Source organism: Zobellia russellii, assembly GCF_018728565.1.
GTDB classification, from domain to species: domain Bacteria; phylum Bacteroidota; class Bacteroidia; order Flavobacteriales; family Flavobacteriaceae; genus Zobellia; species Zobellia russellii.
This window is the reverse complement of the sequence record NZ_JACSOI010000010.1, coordinates 75126-92188: the sequence shown is the minus strand read 5'-3', so window position 1 is coordinate 92188 and position 17063 is coordinate 75126. Positions and strand designations below refer to the sequence as shown.

Genomic DNA, 17063 nt, shown 5'->3' with positions numbered 1-17063 from the left:
AGGCTAACAATAGCCAGAACAATTCCTATAATAACAGAAGCAAGTACACCTATCAAACGTATAGCGGCTCCTTTTGAGCTTAAAATGTATAAAAGATTTGCTTTCATGTGTAGATGGCTTAAATATTCATTACAAATTTACATCTCATGTTCAAAAATAGGAAAGCACTTACGATGAATTGCTTTAACCTATAGGTGAACGGTGTAAAACTGTAGAAATAATCTAAACCAAATTTAATCGTCTCATGAGTTCCGGACGATTTGATCGACTAATGGGAATTACCATTTTTTTAATGAGGACACTGTTGTCTTCAATATCAATTATTTTCGTAAAGTTAATTATGTAGGACCTGTGTATTTGTAGAAATGTTTTCTCAGGTAATTTATCCTTTATTTTTTTAAGCGTAGTATGTACGCGATAGTCTTTTGCCTCTGTGTTTATATCAATATAATCGCCTTGCGCCTTAACGACCAAAATTTCATCAAACTTAAGCTTTATAAGCCTTTTATCTATATTAATATATAGATCTTGAGCGGTATCTGAACTACTTTTAGCCTTAATATCCGTAACAGGAGTTTCTTTTTTGGCGAGTGCATTTTTTATTTTCTGAATAGACTTATTGAACCGGTCCGCCGTTAGGGGCTTGACCATATAATCTACAATAGATTCATATTCATAAGCAGCTATGGCAAATTCCGTATCTGATGTGGTCAACACTACTTTAGGACAATTTTTTAAGGTCTGAACAAAATCTACACCACTAAATCCGGGCATGTGTATATCCAGAAAAACCACATCTACATCTTGCTGATTTAAGAATTTAATAGCATCTATGGCATTATCAAACTCACCAACGACATTTAAATCTGCCACGGTAGAGCAATGCTTTTCCACTATGGCGCGTGCCGTTGCTTCGTCGTCTACGATAATACAGGTCATACTATTAAATGGTTTTTAGAAAATCTTCTATTTTGTTTAAAATTACTAAAAAATCCGAATCCATATCAGCTGTTCCGGCTCTTAACTGTTCTTCAAATGTAACCGCAAACCTATACGCGTCTTCCATGCTCAAAATATTGAACTTATGTTTCAGTTTATGCACAACATCAGCGGCCAAAGCTAGTTCTTTGTTGACTATGTGTTCTTGATACGATGCCTTCTCCGAAGGAAATTCGTCCTTTAAGATAGAAATAAATTTCTCTTCAAACTCAATATCATCTCCGGATAACTCCTTTATATATTTAAGGTTGGGCTGTTCCATAGTATTATTTTTTAATCGTAAACGAAAAATTGGCTCCCTTATTCTCTTCTGATTCCAATTCTATGGAACCGTTGTACAACTTTACTATTTTCTTGGCCAATGCCAGGCCTACACCTGCGGCACTGTCATTGTTTTCAAGTTTTTTAAACATTTCAAAAATAGAGGATTGGTGCTTTTGGGGAATTCCTTTTCCATTGTCTTTTACCGAGAATTTCCAAAACTGATCTTCATCTTCAAAACTTATGGTAATCAAGCCCTTTTCCAGATGTTTTGTAGCTGTGATTGCATTTGTTATCAAATAGGCAAAAATCTGCTCTATCAAATGTTTTTCAATATGAATTACAGGAAAACCAGCCCCATAAACCATAGATACATTTTCCGGCAAAGGCACGTAACTTTCTATTTCTTTTAGAAGAGTATTTACATCAACATTCATCTTGGATTCCATATTGATGCCTATTGTGGCATGTTCCAGAATACCATTGATTAAATTATCCATTTTAATCAAATTACTTGATGCCAACTCTATATTTTCCTTACTGTCATGGGTAAGGGTATTTTCATTATCGTCCTTGATCCAACTTAAAAGAGCATTTACATTGCGAATAGGCGACTTTAAATCGTGCGATACCATTTGCACGTAATTATTAAGAGATTCGTTCCTAGTCTCTAAATCTTGTAAAAGCAGTTTTTTTTCTTCTGAAATTTTGGTTACCTCCTCGGCCAAATGGCTAATGTGTTTGGCCAGTTTTTCTACATCAAACTGTTGATCGGAATTGTTCTGAAATTGCTCGCCAGCATCTAAATTTGAATTTAAGCTGTTCATTGCCAATTCCAATGACGCTAATATTTTTTTCTGTCTCTCCGCTTCTTTTCTTAACTCCTTATTGGCTTCGAACAATTCTTCTGAGCTAATGGCGGTAGCCCTTTGTATCATACTTAACTTATCATCATAATTTTCATATGACCTTTCTACAGCAGCAAAAAACTCCTGCATCTCCTCATTTTCAATAAGGTGGGCCGGTAGGTTTTTCTTTAGCTGTCTTTTAAGTAGAGCGTGCATTATTCGCTAAATAAGGTTAATGTCATAGTTTGGTTATGTAACTTACAGGCATCTTGGCCAGCAAATGGTGCCATTTCTCCATAAGAATAGAATCCAGTAACCGCTGCATTATCACCAATGACGGATATTACTTCCTCTACCTCTTCTTCCGTTCTCTGATCCATTACCAATTTTCTTCCTACGCAACTTATTAAGATAGCCAGTTCCGGTTTATTTTTTCTGTCCTTCATAGCAAATTGAGCGGCCGTATTTGCCCCATCTGCTATATCATCTACAGTAGACATCATTAATTGCACACGGGCTCCCTCAGGCACGTCTCCTGCCAAGGTCATAGTATTTGCAGTATTATCAATGGTAAGAATGGTACGAACCAGAGGTTCCTCGTCTTCGTTAATGCGTACATTAAGCGGATATAGCAAAGCCGATGTTGGCAATTCTTTTGCTTTATCCCCCAGATATTTTTTATAAAGATCTAATGCCGGCTGACCATCTAGTTCATAAAGTATATTGTTCTTAGATTTTGTAATAATCCGTTCGGGACCAAAAGGGGTCCACCCGCCAAAATTGGCGCTTGTAATTTCTAGGGATTCCCCATAAAACCCGATAGCGATAATTTCGCCTTCCTTTGGGCTTTCATTGTAGGAAGCGAGAGTTCTTTCAAAACGGTCATCATCTCCGCACAAACCTCCCGAAAGGCCAATATTATCTATCCTAACACCCTCAAAACCTTGGATTAAAGCACTGCCGTTAACAGAACTTCCTTCGGATACCAAGAATATATGTTTCAAACCTTCCTTAGGAAATTCCTCAAGAAGAGTTTCGCCTAATTTAAAATCATCTTCAATTTCCAATATGTTCTTTCTCTTTATGGAATATGAGCATTTTTCAAATTCAATAGCGGTCAAGGAGACTGTATTTTCCCTTACGGAATCGCCTATGATTTCACCAGCCGTGCTACCAAACACAATATGTCCGTCCGGAAATATACTTCTTACTTCATCATAAAGCTTGGCATCTTCCAACGCGTATCTATTTCCAAAGACCAAAACAAGAGGTTCCTTTAAAGTAGATTCTACTTTTGATACAATTTTGAACGGTTGCCCCGGTTCCTTTACGGCCTGTTTGATCTTCATTTTTAGCTATTAAGGTTAGTTGGTTCTTTTTTTATGGTAAAGTGAAACTCCGTACCCATGTCCTTTTCACTCTCTACCCATACTTCGCCTTCATAGCGGTCAATTATTTTTTTAACAATAGAAAGCCCTATTCCTGTTGATCTTTCATTTGCTCCGATAGACTGAAAAATTTCGAATATTTTTTTATGGTATTCCTTTGGAATCCCTACACCATTATCTTTTATAGAGAACTGCCAGTGCGTAGTATTTTCTACGTATAACACCTCTACCAACCCTACTTCCTTTTCTATGTGAACCACTGCATTAGAAAGTATGTTCTGGAACAGCTGATGCATCTTTGTACTATCCGCAACAATTGTTGGTAAGACCTTGGGCACCACAAGGGATACATGCTCTGGAATAAAGATGCTCTCTTTAATATTTTCTACTACTTCATTTAAATCAACACTGGAATTGTCCAGTTCCGAATTATTTGCGGTAGAATACTCCAAGATACCTTGAATTAACTTATCCATAGAGGCAACTTTCTCTTGCATTAAGGTTAAGTTCTGCTGGCCTGCTTCGTCCAGTACATCTTTATAATCATCCTGAATCCATGTTGCCAATGCACTTATACTCCGTAAAGGGGATTTTAAGTCATGGGAAACAATATGTGCATATTCCTGAAGACCTTGGTTGCTTTGTTCTAATTCTTTTACCAATTGTTCCTTTTGAAGTTCCAGTAACTTTTGCTTAGTGACATCTAGATGTATTCCTACAGAACCAATTAGTTTTTTATTATTATCATAACGTGGAGCTCCACTAACTAACCAATGTTTCTTTTTTCCGCTTTTATCAATAACCTCCAGCTCATACGAATCGGATTCGCCCCGCATTCGTTTTTCATCCTCGTACTCTAAAACGTTCTTATTCTGTACCTTTAGCATCTCGGTTCCCTTTTTACCTAAAAGTTCTTCTTCTTTAAAACCGCTCATGTTACAGAAGCTCTGGTTTACCAGTTGTATTACATCATCTGTATCTACCTCTACCAGACCAAGATTCATGTTTGCAATGATATTTGCATATTTTTCCCGTTCGTATCTCAGTCTTTCCTCGGCCTCACGCTCTCTTGTAATATCTTCTATCATGGCTAACAGGTACTTTAACTTACCGTCTCCGCCTCTAACAGCACTTACGGATGTCTTTGCAACCAAACAGCCTCCTCCTTTTTTGAAGTATCTTTTTATTACAACTGCCTTATCGGTTTTTCCTTCCTGCATTTGCTGTACAACATCTTCTGATCCAGAACTTTCCTCCTCCTTGGAAAAGTCATCCAACTTCATGGTTTTGAGTTCACTTTCCGAATAGCCCAGAAGTTCCGTGAAGGTAGTATTTGCTTTTATGATTTCACCTCCAACGCTTAGAACAATGCCTAAAGGCGAGTTTTCCACAATGACATCCAGTTGCTTGCGTTGTTGTGCCAACAACTCCTTGATTTCCATTTCTTGGGTAATATCTCTAATGATACCTTGAGCCCCTATGGGTTCTTGTTTGGTATTATAAATAAGACTACTATTAATCTCTATCCATTTCTCATCACCGTTCTTAACATTAATTTTTGCTCGGTAATTTTTAAGTGTCCCTACTTCTAAAAGGTATTTGAAAGATTCAGCAGTATATTGAAGGTATTTTTTATGTACAAGGCCCGTTAAGTTAACGTCTTCCTTGGTATTGTCATACCCTAGAAAATCTTTGGCCGAAGTATTCATCTTTATAACGTTGGCTTGCAGATCCATGACTACATAAGGATCTATAATGTTAACGAAGACACCATCTAACTCCGAAACTTTTTCTGTAAGCAAATTTTCTAACTTGCCATTGGCCTCTTTTAAGCGCTGTGCCGTTTCATAGAGCTCTGTAGATTTTTGCTCTAAGATTTTTTCAGCTTGTTGGCGCGCTTTTTTCTGACGTTCTAAGGCTTTTTTAAGAAGTTCAATCTCTTTACTGCTATCCATTTTGAACAATATCAAATTTAACCTCGGTTCCATCTTCCTTCAAGAGGTCATAGGTAATTGTTGCCGTACCACCAAAATGTTCAAAAGCTTTTTCTATAAGACCATGTGCTAAGCGATACAACCCCCTAGAAGAAGAATATACCATAGAAATTGTGGTGTCCGTTTTATCCAAAATTTTAAAAGAAGGTAGTTCCGCATCAGGATACAACTTCTTGACATGCACATGAATATGGTCTTCAATACAATAAAGTAGACCTAGTGGAGTATTGTAATTTTTAATAACCTCAGGATGCGAGTTGGCAAGACCTGCAAAAAGGTATAGACCAAACGCATATATAAGATCACCAACCGGAATTTTAGTTTCTTCACTAAGGTTGGTTATGAGCGTAACCATCTCATTAAATTCGTACGTACCTACAGATGTATAAACACCTTCTGAGGCCAACTGACCATTTTCTATAATGTTATCTAGAGTCTCAAGACCGAACTTAGACTCGACCATTTCCAAAAATTCCGTAAAAACTATACCTTTCATATACTTCTATTTATTAATAAAAGTAGGAAAAGTAGTATGTACTAACGAATTTTTGTTGTGAAAGTCAATATATTGTTAGCCTTTCACTAATTGATTGATGTTCCAATAGTCAAGAACTTTATGTAGTTTGGATTCGTACTCTTCATATTTCAAAGGCTTAATAACGTAGCCCGCCACTCCAATTTTATAACACTCCAATAAATCCGCTCTATTTTCGGAAGTTGTAAGAATAACTGTAGGAAGGTATTTTAAAACATCATCTGCCCTTAGAATACTTAAAAACTCAATACCGTTCATTCTAGGCATATTTAAATCAAGTAGAATAATATCCGGTAATCGGTTCCCTGATTTTAAGATTTTTAAAGCATCTTCACCGTTCTTCGTTTCAATGATATTATGCTTGAGTTCTAGTTTCTTTACAGTTCGCTGTAATTTCATTACTTCAATAGCATCGTCTTCAATCAATAAAATATCCATAGCCTCATTATTAATGTGAACTACAAAACTCTTAAATAAATAATGTAATTTTTATTAGGTGTAGACGAATAGCCTACAACTGTAGACGAATGGAAAATTATATTGGTTAAAACTATTTAAGGATAACTCAAATCAGAAAGTAAATTTTAACAAAAATATAGTTTTAGTATTCAATATCAGACAAATACGTTATTTTAGACAACTCCCCCTTAATTTCTTTAGACTATATGAGTTGGCTCATTGTCTACTCAAACACTCATTTTCAATAAAATTCCTTAACAAATTATGGCCAAAGCGATAACCGTCTGTTTTAAAAACCCTGTTAAAAAGGATATTTCAACCCTTGCCAAAAAAATTGCAAAGCGTATAGAACCGAATAATATACATGCCAAACAACCATATATTTCAAAAAATGAAAATACCATCAGCCTAATATACAATCCAGCATTGACTATACTAAAAGATGGTGTAAATTATTGCCTAGGCACATGTGAACATGATGATTCACTATTCAAATATAACGCTCCTTTACCAAACGGTAGCTATGCTTTATTCCGTGTAGAAAATGAAAGAGTCGAAATAGCATCAGATTATGCAGCTTCAAGAACTTTATGGTATTACCATGATAATGAAATTTTTATGGCGTCTACCTCACAACGATTAATTGTATCATTTTTGGGAGATTTTAAATTGAACAACAAAGCATGTAGCTGGTTTCTATGCACTGGAACCTTAGGACCCGGCCTTTCTTGGGACGAAAGAATAAAAATAGTGCCGCCTAGAACCCGCTTAAAATTAAACCGCAATAATTGGAAGGTTGAAATAGACCATAACCAAAACTTCAATTTTGATAGGACCGAAAATGAAGAAAAAACGGAATTATCACATGAAGCCCAATTGAAAAATGCTGTAGAAGAAACAATTAAAGGTCTAAAATTAGACACTTCTAAATGGACATTAGCTCTTTCGGGCGGAATGGACAGCAGAAGTCTTCTATACCATCTAAAAGGCAAAAATCTTAATGCCGTAACATGGGGATTAGACAAAGCCTTAGACTTACCCACCAGCGACGCATCCATCGCAAAGAATCTAGCACAAAATTGCAATATGGAACATTCTTATGCAAAAATGGATTTTAACCCTAACAGCTTTCCTATTCTCCTCGAAAGATTTTTAGCTGCTGGTGAGGGGCGGCTAGACCATCTTGCTGCATATTTAGATGGTTTAGAGTTATGGGGACAACTATCTGCTTCTGGAAGAGGAGTAATTAGAGGGTATGATGCCTTTGGTAGAAAGCCGCCCGTCACTAATTCCTATCAAGTCAGGCGCACATGCAATCTTATGACAAGTTTTGACTATACATCCTCGGATATTCCGGAAGATTTTATCGTTAATTATGAAGATATTCCAGAACATTTGCATCAGAAGGAAAACGAATCCTTAGGAGATTGGAGAGACAGGTTATGGTTGCAACATAGAACCCCAATTACAACAGCTGCTCTTGAAGATATAAAACTTGCTTATGTTGAAGTTATCAACCCTTTACTCAGTCAAAAGATTGTTTCATCAATTCAACAGGTGCCAATTGAACTAAGAACAAATAAAAAGATATGGAGGTCAATTGTTTCTGAAATGTTTCCCGAAATTCCTTTTGCAAAAAGAGAAGCCGTTCAAGAGGTTGGGCAAATTCTAAATCTTCCTGAAGTACAGTCTTATATTTGTGAATCATTGGAACAGAAAAAAGAGCTAGGAATTTTTCCTGAAGCCTTTATTGAAAAATTAGTAAAGAATTATAATAAGGATCAGAGAACACAGTCTGCAAGAAGAAAAATGAGAAGGCTCATTATTGCTTATTTACCTAAATCAATAGAAAATAAAATTCGTTCAAAACTAAAAGCAGGCCCTTTAAGCAATCAATGGCTAGCTTTACGAACCCTTATGATACTTAAAACTAACGAAATGTTTACTTCTGATGCTCAGGTCAAGCAATTATAAAACATCCCACTATCTTTACTTTTATTAAAATTTAATTAGAAAGTTATTCTATCTTTGCAAAGTTTTTGACAAACCCTCATGCGCACGTGGCGGAATTGGTAGACGCGCCAGCTTGAGGGGCTGGTGGCCACTAGGCCGTGGAAGTTCGAGTCTTCTCGTGCGCACATTAAACCATCAATGAGATTCATTGATGGTTTTTTTCTATCTATATTTCTTATCTTCTCCTTATCTAATCAATTTTTTCCGCGAAAGAGCACACTTCAAGTGAGCATCTTGGGAAAAAAAACGTAATTTCGTTTAACATTTTTACAAAAAGAATGAACACTTTAAAAAAAACCTTCACAATACGGGATCTTGAGAACCTCTCTGGAATAAAAGCTCATACCATTAGAATATGGGAAAAAAGATACAACTTGCTTTCTCCGGAGCGAACAGATACCAATATTAGAAGGTATAGCCTAGAAAGCCTGCAAAAACTTCTAAACATCACTCTACTTTATAATTATGGTCATAAAATATCAAAAATTGCCAAATTGGATGAGAGAAAGATTCCAAAGTTGGTTACGGAGTTAACCTCTAAAAATGATAAGAGTAATGTTATTAATGAGTTTAAACTTGCTATGATCAATTTTGATCAACAGCTCTTTAACCAAACCTATAGAACTCTTCTTTTTGAAAAATCGTTTTCTGAAGTGTTTAAAGAAGTTTTTATACCACTCCTGAACGAATTGGGTCTTTTATGGCAAACAGATACCATTTGTCCTGCTCACGAGCATTTTGTATCTAACCTTATTAAACAAAAAATTCTTATCAACAGCCAAGAACTTCAAGAAAGGGACGCTAGCAACAATAGCACAACTTTTGTAGCCTATTTACCGGAAAATGAAATTCATGAATTAGGATTGCTCTATCTTAACTATGAATTTGCCCTGCACGGGTACAAATCTGTCTACCTGGGTCAAACCGTTCCCTTAGAGAACCTAGAAGAAATAATGAAGACCTTTTCAAACACAACATTTGTGTCTTATTTTACAGTTTCACCTACCAAGGACAAAATAAACGACTATGTTTATCAATTTGACAAACTCGCATCAAACTATTCAAATAAAAAGCTCTGGTTACTAGGTCACCAAACCCAGCATATTGATTCAAAAAGTTTACCCGGTACCGTAGAGATTTTTAATTCAATGGATAAAATTATTGAACAGCTTTAAAATGAATCTACTCTAATAATGAAAAAAAAGATTGCCATAATCGGTTCAGGTTTCTCTTCACTATCGGCCTCATGCTACTTGGCAAAAGCAGGTCATGATGTAACCATATATGAGAAGAACAAAACCGTAGGTGGTAGGGCCAGACAACTGGTCAGAGACGGATTCACTTTTGATATGGGGCCCAGTTGGTACTGGATGCCGGACATTTTTGACTCGTTCTTCAATGACTTTGGAAAGAAAACAGCAGATTTTTATCAGCTAGATAAATTAAATCCTGCTTATAAAATATTTTTTACGGACGACAATATCACCGTTGGTGATTGCATGGATGATATTTGCAAAGAATTTGAACGTATTGAACCTGGAAGTGCTAATCACCTAAAGGATTTCATTGCAAAGGCAGAGAAGAACTATGATATAGCCATAAATAAAGTTGTGTTACGGCCAGGTCTATCTCCTCTAGAGCTCATTACCCCCGAGACGGCCTTAAGAGTAGACCAGTTTTTTAAAACGATTAGCGGAGAAGTGCGTAAAAAATTTAAGAACCCTAAATTGGTTTCTACATTAGAGTTTCCAGTGCTTTTTCTAGGGGCTAAACCCAATCGTACACCTTCTTTCTATAACTTTATGAACTATGCCGATTTTGGTTTAGGAACGTGGCATCCAAAAGGTGGTATGTACCAGGTGGTTAAAGCCATGAATGACCTAGCGGAAGAATTGGGCGTAGAAATATGTACCGATGCAGCAGCAGAAAAAATAAAGGTGGTTAATAATATTGCCGTTGGAGCTACAATTAACGGAAAAGATATTTCTGCCGATGTAATTTTAAGCGGAGCCGACTATCATCATTCCGAAACTTTGTTAGACCCCGAACACAGGCAATATTCAGAAGCCTACTGGAACAAGAAAATTTTTGCTCCATCTTCATTATTGTTCTACATAGGTTTCAACAAGAAGCTAGAAAACATAAACCACCACAATCTATTCTTTGATACCGATTTTGAACGTCATGCACAGGAAATTTACGATAACCCAAGTTGGCCCAAAGCCCCTTTGTTCTATGCTAATTTCCCATCTGTAACAGACTTGAGCATGGCTCCTAAGAATTGCGAAACAGGATTTTTCCTTATACCAATTGCCCCTAATTTAACTGACACACCTGAATTACGTGAGCAATATTTTGATATCATTTTAGATAGATTTGAAAAACGAACAGACCAAAGCGTAAAAAATAACATTATCTTTAAAGAGTCTTTTTGTGTAAATGACTTTGTTGAGCAATATAATTCCTATAAGGGAAATGCTTACGGCATGGCCAATACTCTCAGTCAAACAGCTTTTCTGAGACCTAGTCTAAAAAGTAAAAAAGTAAAAAACCTATATTTTACCGGCCAGTTGACCGTTCCAGGTCCTGGCGTTCCTCCGGCTTTAATATCGGGCAAACTTGTATCCGAATTAATCAATAAGAACGTCTAAAAGCCAATACTATGAAAGCCCTATTTGATAAAGTTTCTTACCAGTGTAGTCAGATTGTGACAGAGTCCTACAGCACCTCGTTCACATTGGCCACCAAAATGTTATCCCCTACCATTAGAGCGGATATTTATAACATATATGGCTTTGTGCGTTTTGCGGACGAAATTGTTGATACGTTTGATCAATACAACAAGGAAAAACTTTTTAATCAGTTTGAAGCAAGCCTAAAGGATGCTTTGGAACAAAAAATAAGCCTTAACCCTATTCTCAACTCATTTCAGCATACCTATCACAAATATGACCTGCCTTACGAACTTGTCGCAGCATTTATGAAGAGTATGCGAATGGATCTCTACAAGAATGTCTATAGGACAGATGAGGAGTACAAAGCGTATATTTATGGCTCTGCAGATGTAGTGGGACTCATGTGTTTAAAGGTCTTTGTAAAAGGCGATATGGAGAAATACAATAATCTCAAGGAGACAGCTATGGCATTAGGTTCCGCTTTTCAAAAGGTGAACTTTCTCAGAGATTTAAAAAGTGATTTTGAAGATTTAAACCGAAGCTATTTTCCAAATACGGATTTAGCTATGTTGGACGAAGAATCAAAAACAAGAATCGTAAATGAAATTAAAGCAGATTTTGAACTGGCCTACTCAGGTATTCTTCAGTTACCTAATGAAGCCAAATTTGGCGTCTACACAGCCTATAAGTATTATTACAGATTACTAAAAAAACTGCAGCGTACACCCTCTTTGGAGATTAGAAAAGTGCGTATTCGTGTTCCCAACTACGAGAAGTTTGGTGTTTTGGCCAAATCGTACGTGAATTATAAATTGAACTTGGTTTAAATGAAAGTGATTATTTGGATACTCCTATTTGTTGGCACATTTTCCTTTATGGAATTTATGGCATGGTTTACCCATAAATATATTATGCACGGCTTTCTTTGGAATTTACACCGCGATCATCATAAAAAAGACCACGATTCATGGTTTGAAAAGAATGATACTTTTTTTGTTTTTTACGCCATCGTAAGCATCATACTCTTTTACTTAGGTGCAGAGACATCTTTTTGGTACGGTTGGCCTTTAGGCTTTGGTATATTGGCTTATGGCATAGCTTATTTTCTAGTCCACGATATTTTTATTCACCAACGGTTTAAACTATTTAGAAATGCGAACCACTGGTATGCCAAGGGTGTACGCAGAGCTCACAAAATGCATCATAAACACTTAGGTAAAAAAGATGGGGAATGTTTTGGTATGCTAATAGTTCCCTTTAAGTATTTCAAGAACAGGGCATAATCTGCTATTCCATTAAAAGTTGGTCAAGAAACTGTCTAATTTCTTCGCTATTCCAATTAACTGCACCGTTTTCCGCTCTAACCACTTTACCCTGCTTATTTATAATATAGGTTGTTGGTAAGGTCGTAGATCTAAATATTTCGGGTATCTGACCTTCAGTCAAATAGAAAGGCAGTTGATAAGATTTCTTGGAAACAAAAGTATTGACCCTCTTAGACTTTTCTTCACTAACGAGCAAAAAGTCTACCTTATCTTGATAATCTTCATATAAAGCCTGAATGCCGGGCAATTCCTCTAAACATGGCTTACACCATGTGGCCCAAAGATTAATGAAAACGATTTTCCCTTTAGTGTTTTGGAAAGGGTATGTCTTTCCATCCAAGTCTTTTACTTCCCAACTATATGTACTTTCAGGAATCGTCTTTTCGGTTTTCAGTTTTACCGAACTATATGAAACAATTCTTCCCACATAAGCTCTAAGTTTAGGCCCTATAGGCGTAAATAAGACACAAATAATTATAAGGAGTAGCCCAAGAAATATATATTTAAACGATAACTTCAAGATTTAGCCGTAATTGAATCTAATAGTTGGGTTACTGTAGCACTATCCCAATCATGAGTTTCCTTAGAGTTAACTAAAATATCTCCATTTTCATCAATGATATAGGTCCCTTGTATTTTTGGTATCTTAAAAGGAGCCCCCTCTCCCACAATTCTGTAGGTTACAGGAAATGTATATTTATTCTTAGCCATGAACTCTTCTACCGGCTCACGTTCTTCATTTGTAACGATATAAAAATCAACTCTATCCGAGTAAGCATCATATAATGTTTGAATACCGTTTAGTTCTGCTGCACTTGGCGTATTCCAGGAAGCCCAGAAATGAATAAACAAAACCTTTTCTTTGGATTCATTCAGGTTGAAGAAATCCCAGTTGGCATCCTTAAGTTTCCAATCATACCCATCTATTTTTTTCCTTTCATCTACAGCTATAATTTCGGGGGGAGAAGCAAACAAACGCATAAGCCAAATCTTTCCCCAATATCCCACGGGTGTAACAAAGAAAGAAAGCACAAAGGCCATGATAATGAGTGTAAAGAAAGTTTTTCTTTTCATAAAAAATGTTGGATAGTTATAAAACTAAAAAACTCCCGTTAATTAACGGGAGTTTTAATATACTATTTCAATAGGAATTAGGCTGCATTTTCCTTTTTGATAACGTTCAATGCAGAACCTTCTCTGTACCAATCTATTTGAGGCTGATTGTACGTATGGTTCAATTTGATTACATCTTTGCTACCATCTGCATGTACCAACTCTAAAGTTAATTGCTTGTCCGGTGCAAACTCGGCAATATCTATAAAGTTGAATGTATCATCTTCCTGTACTAGATCGTAATCTGCCTCGTTGGCAAAAGTCAATCCTAACATACCTTGTTTTTTAAGGTTTGTTTCGTGGATACGCGCAAAAGATTTTACGATTACAGCTGCAACACCTAAATGTCTTGGCTCCATAGCCGCATGCTCACGAGAAGAACCTTCACCGTAGTTGTGGTCACCTACTACCACCGATCTAACTCCTGCCGCTTTATAAGCTCGTGCTGTATCGGGAACACCTCCGTATTCTCCTGTTAACTGGTTTTTAACCATATTTGTTTTATGGCCAAATGCATTTACAGCGCCTATTAAACAGTTATTGGAAATATTATCTAAATGTCCACGGAAACGTAACCATGGTCCTGCCATAGAAATATGATCCGTTGTACACTTTCCGAATGCTTTGATCAAAAGCTTAGCACCCATAAGGCTTTCGTCCTTAATTGGTGTAAAAGGTTCTAATAACTGTAATCTTTCAGAATCCGGAGCAACAATAACTTCTACACCGGAACCATCTTCATCTGGCGCTAAGAATCCTGCATCCTCAACAGCAAATCCTTTTGGTGGCAACTCCCATCCTGTTGGCTCGTCAAATTTAACTTCCTCACCATTTTCATTGATCAAAGTATCCGTGATAGGGTTAAAATCCAAACGACCGGAAATAGCTATTGCAGCCGTAATTTCAGGTGATGCAACAAAGGCATGCGTATTTGGGTTACCATCTGCACGCTTAGCAAAGTTTCGGTTAAACGAATGAACTATACTGTTTTTAGGTGCATTTTTTGGATCGTTATATCTTGCCCATTGACCGATACATGGTCCACAAGCATTTGTAAAGATTTTAGCATCCAATTTTTCAAAAACCTGTAAGATACCGTCTCTATCAGCAGTATAACGAACTTGCTCAGAACCAGGGTTAATACCTAATTCCGACTTCATTTTTATTCCTTTGTCCAAGGCTTGCTGCGCAATTGAAGAAGCTCTTGATAAATCTTCATAGGAAGAGTTGGTACAAGAACCGATCAATCCCCACTCTACTTGAAGTGGCCAATCATTTTCAGTTGCTTTTTTAGTCATATCGGTCCCTACTCCTGTAGATAAATCCGGAGTAAAAGGTCCGTTCAACAATGGTGTTAATTCCGATAAGTTAATTTCTATAACCTCATCAAAATATTGTTCTGGACTTGCATAAACCTCTGCATCGGCAGTTAAATGTTCTTTAACCGCATTTGCTGCATCGGCAACATCTGCTCTATCCGTAGCGCGTAAATAACGCTCCATAGACTCATCATATCCAAAAGTAGAAGTTGTAGCCCCTATTTCAGCACCCATGTTACAGATAGTACCTTTACCAGTACAAGAAAGGTTCTTGGCTCCTTCTCCAAAGTATTCTACAATAGCACCGGTGCCTCCTTTAACGGTAAGAATTTCGGCTACTTTTAAGATAACATCCTTTGGCGCTGTCCAGCCAGAAATATTACCCGTTAATTTTACTCCGATCAATTTTGGAAACTTTAGTTCCCAGGCCATACCTGCCATTACATCAACTGCATCTGCACCACCAACACCAATAGCTACCATACCTAGACCACCTGCGTTAACCGTATGCGAATCCGTACCGATCATCATTCCACCTGGAAATGCGTAGTTTTCCAAAACAACTTGGTGAATAATACCTGCACCTGGTTTCCAGAAACCGATTCCATATTTATTGGAAACAGATTCCAAGAAATCAAATACCTCGGCACTGGTTGTATTTGCAGATTTTAAATCTGCCGTAGCACCGTTTTTAGCCTGTATAAGGTGATCACAGTGCACTGTAGTTGGTACTGCTACCTTTGGCTTTCCGGCCTGCATAAATTGCAAAAGGGCCATCTGCGCTGTAGCATCTTGACAAGCGATACGATCTGGAGCAAAATCCACATAGTCTTTTCCCCTTGTAAATGCTTTGCTAGGGTTACCGTCCCATAAATGGGAATATAAAATCTTCTCTGAAAGGGTAAGCGGTTTGCCGACAATTTCACGCGCTTTTTCAACACGTTCGGCCATATTGGCGTACACCCCTTTGATCATATCAATATCAAATGCCATTATCTAATTTGTTTAAGTTATTGTAATCCCGTAAAATTAAGAAAATAAGAAGCGTAAATAAAACTTTTGCCTTAGGATTCACACCTTTTTTAGAAATTGATCAGTAGATTGCCTTTCGGTTACACTAACGAAGGCATTAAAGGCAGAAAACCTGCAAATTTACAGCAGATGTGTTAATTTTTAACTAGAGTAATTTACCAATAATGGTTTCTTCGGAAATACCCTCGGCCTCTGCTTTGTAGTTTTTAATAAGTCTATGTCTTAAAATACCGGTGGCAACAGCTTGGACATCTTCGGCATCCGGTGAAAACTTACCGTGAACAGCCGCATGAGCTTTTGCTGCTAAAACAAGATTCTGCGAAGCTCTTGGTCCTGCTCCCCAATCTATATATTGTTTAACATAATCACTTGCCGTATCCAAATTTGGACGGGTTGAATTCACCAATTTAACGGCATACTCCACCACATTGTCCGGAACGGGTATACGACGCACCAATTGCTGCACATCAATTATTTCCTGTGCGTTAAATAATGCCTTGATATTTTCTGACCGGTCCGAAGTGGTACTTTTAACAACCTCTATTTCTTCTTCAACGGAAGGGTACTTTAATTCAATAGCAAACATGAAACGGTCTAACTGCGCTTCTGGGAGCGGGTATGTACCTTCTTGTTCTATAGGGTTTTGGGTGGCCAGAACAAAATAAGGAAGCTCCAACTTATGTTGCTGACCTGCAATGGTTACGGAACGTTCCTGCATGGCTTCCAACAGGGCTGCTTGCGTCTTTGGTGGTGTTCTGTTAATCTCATCCGCCAAAATAATATTTGCGAAGATCGGTCCCTTTATAAACTTAAAATTTCTGTTTTGGTCCAAGACTTCGCTACCAAGAATATCACTTGGCATTAAATCAGGAGTAAATTGAATACGTTTAAAATCCAACCCCAATGTCTGGGCTATGGTATTCACCATTAACGTTTTTGCCAAACCGGGAACCCCGATCAACAAAGAGTGCCCACCGGTGTAAATACTCAAAAGAATTTGGTCTATTACCACATCTTGGCCTACAATGACCTTGGCAATTTCCTTTTTAAGCGCCTGGTGTTTTTCTACAAGATTGTTGATTGCCTGAACGTCTGACATGCA

Annotated in this window: 16 protein-coding genes and 1 tRNA gene; 6 read left to right on the top strand and 11 right to left on the bottom strand. The window is 37.2% G+C overall.

Annotated elements, in window-relative coordinates; translation table 11 throughout:
- Window positions 1-222: 222 nt before the first annotated feature.
- From H9565_RS18330 to H9565_RS18300, 7 genes are all read right to left on the bottom strand, one after another.
- Window positions 223-939 carry a LytR/AlgR family response regulator transcription factor gene (locus H9565_RS18330; RefSeq protein ID WP_215441832.1) on the bottom strand — a complete coding sequence of 239 codons (717 nt, stop codon included), beginning with the start codon at window positions 937-939 and terminating at the stop codon, window positions 223-225.
- 4 nt (window positions 940-943) lie between these two features.
- Window positions 944-1261: an Hpt domain-containing protein gene (locus H9565_RS18325; protein WP_215441831.1), complete on the bottom strand. Its 318-nt coding sequence runs from the start codon at window positions 1259-1261 to the stop codon at window positions 944-946.
- 4 nt (window positions 1262-1265) lie between these two features.
- Complete coding sequence (locus H9565_RS18320; RefSeq protein ID WP_215441830.1) at window positions 1266-2324, bottom strand: sensor histidine kinase; 1059 nt, start codon at window positions 2322-2324, stop codon at window positions 1266-1268.
- The gene (locus H9565_RS18315) at window positions 2324-3457 is read right to left on the bottom strand and encodes an FIST signal transduction protein (protein WP_215441829.1); all 1134 of its coding nucleotides are present in this window, start codon (window positions 3455-3457) and stop codon (window positions 2324-2326) included. Before H9565_RS18315 ends, H9565_RS18320 begins: the two co-directional genes overlap by 1 nt.
- 2 nt (window positions 3458-3459) lie before the next feature.
- The gene (locus H9565_RS18310; protein ID WP_215441828.1) at window positions 3460-5451 is read right to left on the bottom strand and encodes a PAS domain-containing sensor histidine kinase; all 1992 of its coding nucleotides are present in this window, start codon (window positions 5449-5451) and stop codon (window positions 3460-3462) included.
- Window positions 5444-5986 carry a heme NO-binding domain-containing protein gene (locus tag H9565_RS18305; protein WP_215441827.1) on the bottom strand — a complete coding sequence of 181 codons (543 nt, stop codon included), beginning with the start codon at window positions 5984-5986 and terminating at the stop codon, window positions 5444-5446. The genes H9565_RS18310 and H9565_RS18305 overlap by 8 nt, the downstream gene beginning before the upstream one ends.
- Window positions 5987-6061: 75 nt before the next feature.
- Window positions 6062-6463, bottom strand: a complete 402-nt coding sequence (locus H9565_RS18300; RefSeq protein ID WP_215441826.1) for a response regulator — start codon at window positions 6461-6463, stop codon at window positions 6062-6064.
- 285 nt (window positions 6464-6748) lie between these two features.
- On the opposite strand from H9565_RS18300, the gene H9565_RS18295 reads away from it, so the two are divergent.
- The 6 genes from H9565_RS18295 to H9565_RS18270 all read left to right on the top strand — a co-directional run bounded on the left by H9565_RS18295 (window position 6749) and on the right by H9565_RS18270 (window position 12455).
- Window positions 6749-8458 carry a hypothetical protein gene (locus tag H9565_RS18295; protein WP_215441825.1) on the top strand — a complete coding sequence of 570 codons (1710 nt, stop codon included), beginning with the start codon at window positions 6749-6751 and terminating at the stop codon, window positions 8456-8458.
- 80 nt (window positions 8459-8538) lie between these two features.
- Window positions 8539-8622 (top strand) — tRNA-Leu (locus tag H9565_RS18290).
- 153 nt (window positions 8623-8775) lie between these two features.
- Window positions 8776-9672: a MerR family transcriptional regulator gene (locus tag H9565_RS18285; protein ID WP_215441824.1), complete on the top strand. Its 897-nt coding sequence runs from the start codon at window positions 8776-8778 to the stop codon at window positions 9670-9672.
- A gap of 18 nt (window positions 9673-9690) precedes the next feature.
- On the top strand, window positions 9691-11148 hold the full coding sequence (locus tag H9565_RS18280) for a phytoene desaturase family protein (protein WP_215441823.1): 1458 nt from the start codon (window positions 9691-9693) through the stop codon (window positions 11146-11148).
- An 11-nt stretch (window positions 11149-11159) separates the two neighbouring features.
- Complete coding sequence (locus tag H9565_RS18275) at window positions 11160-11999, top strand: phytoene/squalene synthase family protein (protein ID WP_215441822.1); 840 nt, start codon at window positions 11160-11162, stop codon at window positions 11997-11999.
- Window positions 12000-12455: a sterol desaturase family protein gene (locus H9565_RS18270; RefSeq protein ID WP_215441821.1), complete on the top strand. Its 456-nt coding sequence runs from the start codon at window positions 12000-12002 to the stop codon at window positions 12453-12455.
- A gap of 4 nt (window positions 12456-12459) precedes the next feature.
- Here the strand turns inward: H9565_RS18270 and H9565_RS18265 are convergent, their stop codons facing one another.
- The 4 genes from H9565_RS18265 to H9565_RS18250 all read right to left on the bottom strand — a co-directional run bounded on the left by H9565_RS18265 (window position 12460) and on the right by H9565_RS18250 (window position 17060).
- Window positions 12460-12924 (bottom strand): TlpA family protein disulfide reductase, encoded by a 465-nt coding sequence (locus H9565_RS18265; RefSeq protein ID WP_215441820.1) that lies wholly within the window; start codon window positions 12922-12924, stop codon window positions 12460-12462.
- Between the two features lie 89 nt (window positions 12925-13013).
- Window positions 13014-13571 (bottom strand): TlpA family protein disulfide reductase, encoded by a 558-nt coding sequence (locus tag H9565_RS18260; RefSeq protein WP_215441819.1) that lies wholly within the window; start codon window positions 13569-13571, stop codon window positions 13014-13016.
- Window positions 13572-13648: 77 nt separating this feature from the next.
- Window positions 13649-15922 carry an aconitate hydratase gene (locus H9565_RS18255; protein WP_215441818.1) on the bottom strand — a complete coding sequence of 758 codons (2274 nt, stop codon included), beginning with the start codon at window positions 15920-15922 and terminating at the stop codon, window positions 13649-13651.
- A gap of 184 nt (window positions 15923-16106) precedes the next feature.
- On the bottom strand, window positions 16107-17060 hold the full coding sequence (locus H9565_RS18250; protein ID WP_215441817.1) for an AAA family ATPase: 954 nt from the start codon (window positions 17058-17060) through the stop codon (window positions 16107-16109).
- Window positions 17061-17063 lie beyond the last annotated feature (3 nt).

Bases quoted from the DNA above. Each gene is read 5' to 3' on its own strand.
- H9565_RS18330 (WP_215441832.1), bottom strand. From the start codon at position 939: ATGACCTGTATTATCGTAGACGACGAAGCAACGGCACGCGCCATAGTG.
- H9565_RS18270 (WP_215441821.1), top strand. From the start codon at position 12,000: ATGAAAGTGATTATTTGGATACTCCTATTTGTTGGCACATTTTCCTTT.
- H9565_RS18305 (WP_215441827.1), bottom strand. From the start codon at position 5,986: ATGAAAGGTATAGTTTTTACGGAATTTTTGGAAATGGTCGAGTCTAAG.
- H9565_RS18300 (WP_215441826.1), bottom strand. From the start codon at position 6,463: ATGGATATTTTATTGATTGAAGACGATGCTATTGAAGTAATGAAATTA.
- H9565_RS18325 (WP_215441831.1), bottom strand. From the start codon at position 1,261: ATGGAACAGCCCAACCTTAAATATATAAAGGAGTTATCCGGAGATGAT.
- H9565_RS18280 (WP_215441823.1), top strand. From the start codon at position 9,691: ATGAAAAAAAAGATTGCCATAATCGGTTCAGGTTTCTCTTCACTATCG.
- H9565_RS18260 (WP_215441819.1), bottom strand. From the start codon at position 13,571: ATGAAAAGAAAAACTTTCTTTACACTCATTATCATGGCCTTTGTGCTT.
- H9565_RS18275 (WP_215441822.1), top strand. From the start codon at position 11,160: ATGAAAGCCCTATTTGATAAAGTTTCTTACCAGTGTAGTCAGATTGTG.
- H9565_RS18250 (WP_215441817.1), bottom strand. From the start codon at position 17,060: ATGTCAGACGTTCAGGCAATCAACAATCTTGTAGAAAAACACCAGGCG.
- H9565_RS18315 (WP_215441829.1), bottom strand. From the start codon at position 3,457: ATGAAGATCAAACAGGCCGTAAAGGAACCGGGGCAACCGTTCAAAATT.
- H9565_RS18295 (WP_215441825.1), top strand. From the start codon at position 6,749: ATGGCCAAAGCGATAACCGTCTGTTTTAAAAACCCTGTTAAAAAGGAT.
- H9565_RS18285 (WP_215441824.1), top strand. From the start codon at position 8,776: ATGAACACTTTAAAAAAAACCTTCACAATACGGGATCTTGAGAACCTC.
- H9565_RS18255 (WP_215441818.1), bottom strand. From the start codon at position 15,922: ATGGCATTTGATATTGATATGATCAAAGGGGTGTACGCCAATATGGCC.
- H9565_RS18320 (WP_215441830.1), bottom strand. From the start codon at position 2,324: ATGCACGCTCTACTTAAAAGACAGCTAAAGAAAAACCTACCGGCCCAC.
- H9565_RS18310 (WP_215441828.1), bottom strand. From the start codon at position 5,451: ATGGATAGCAGTAAAGAGATTGAACTTCTTAAAAAAGCCTTAGAACGT.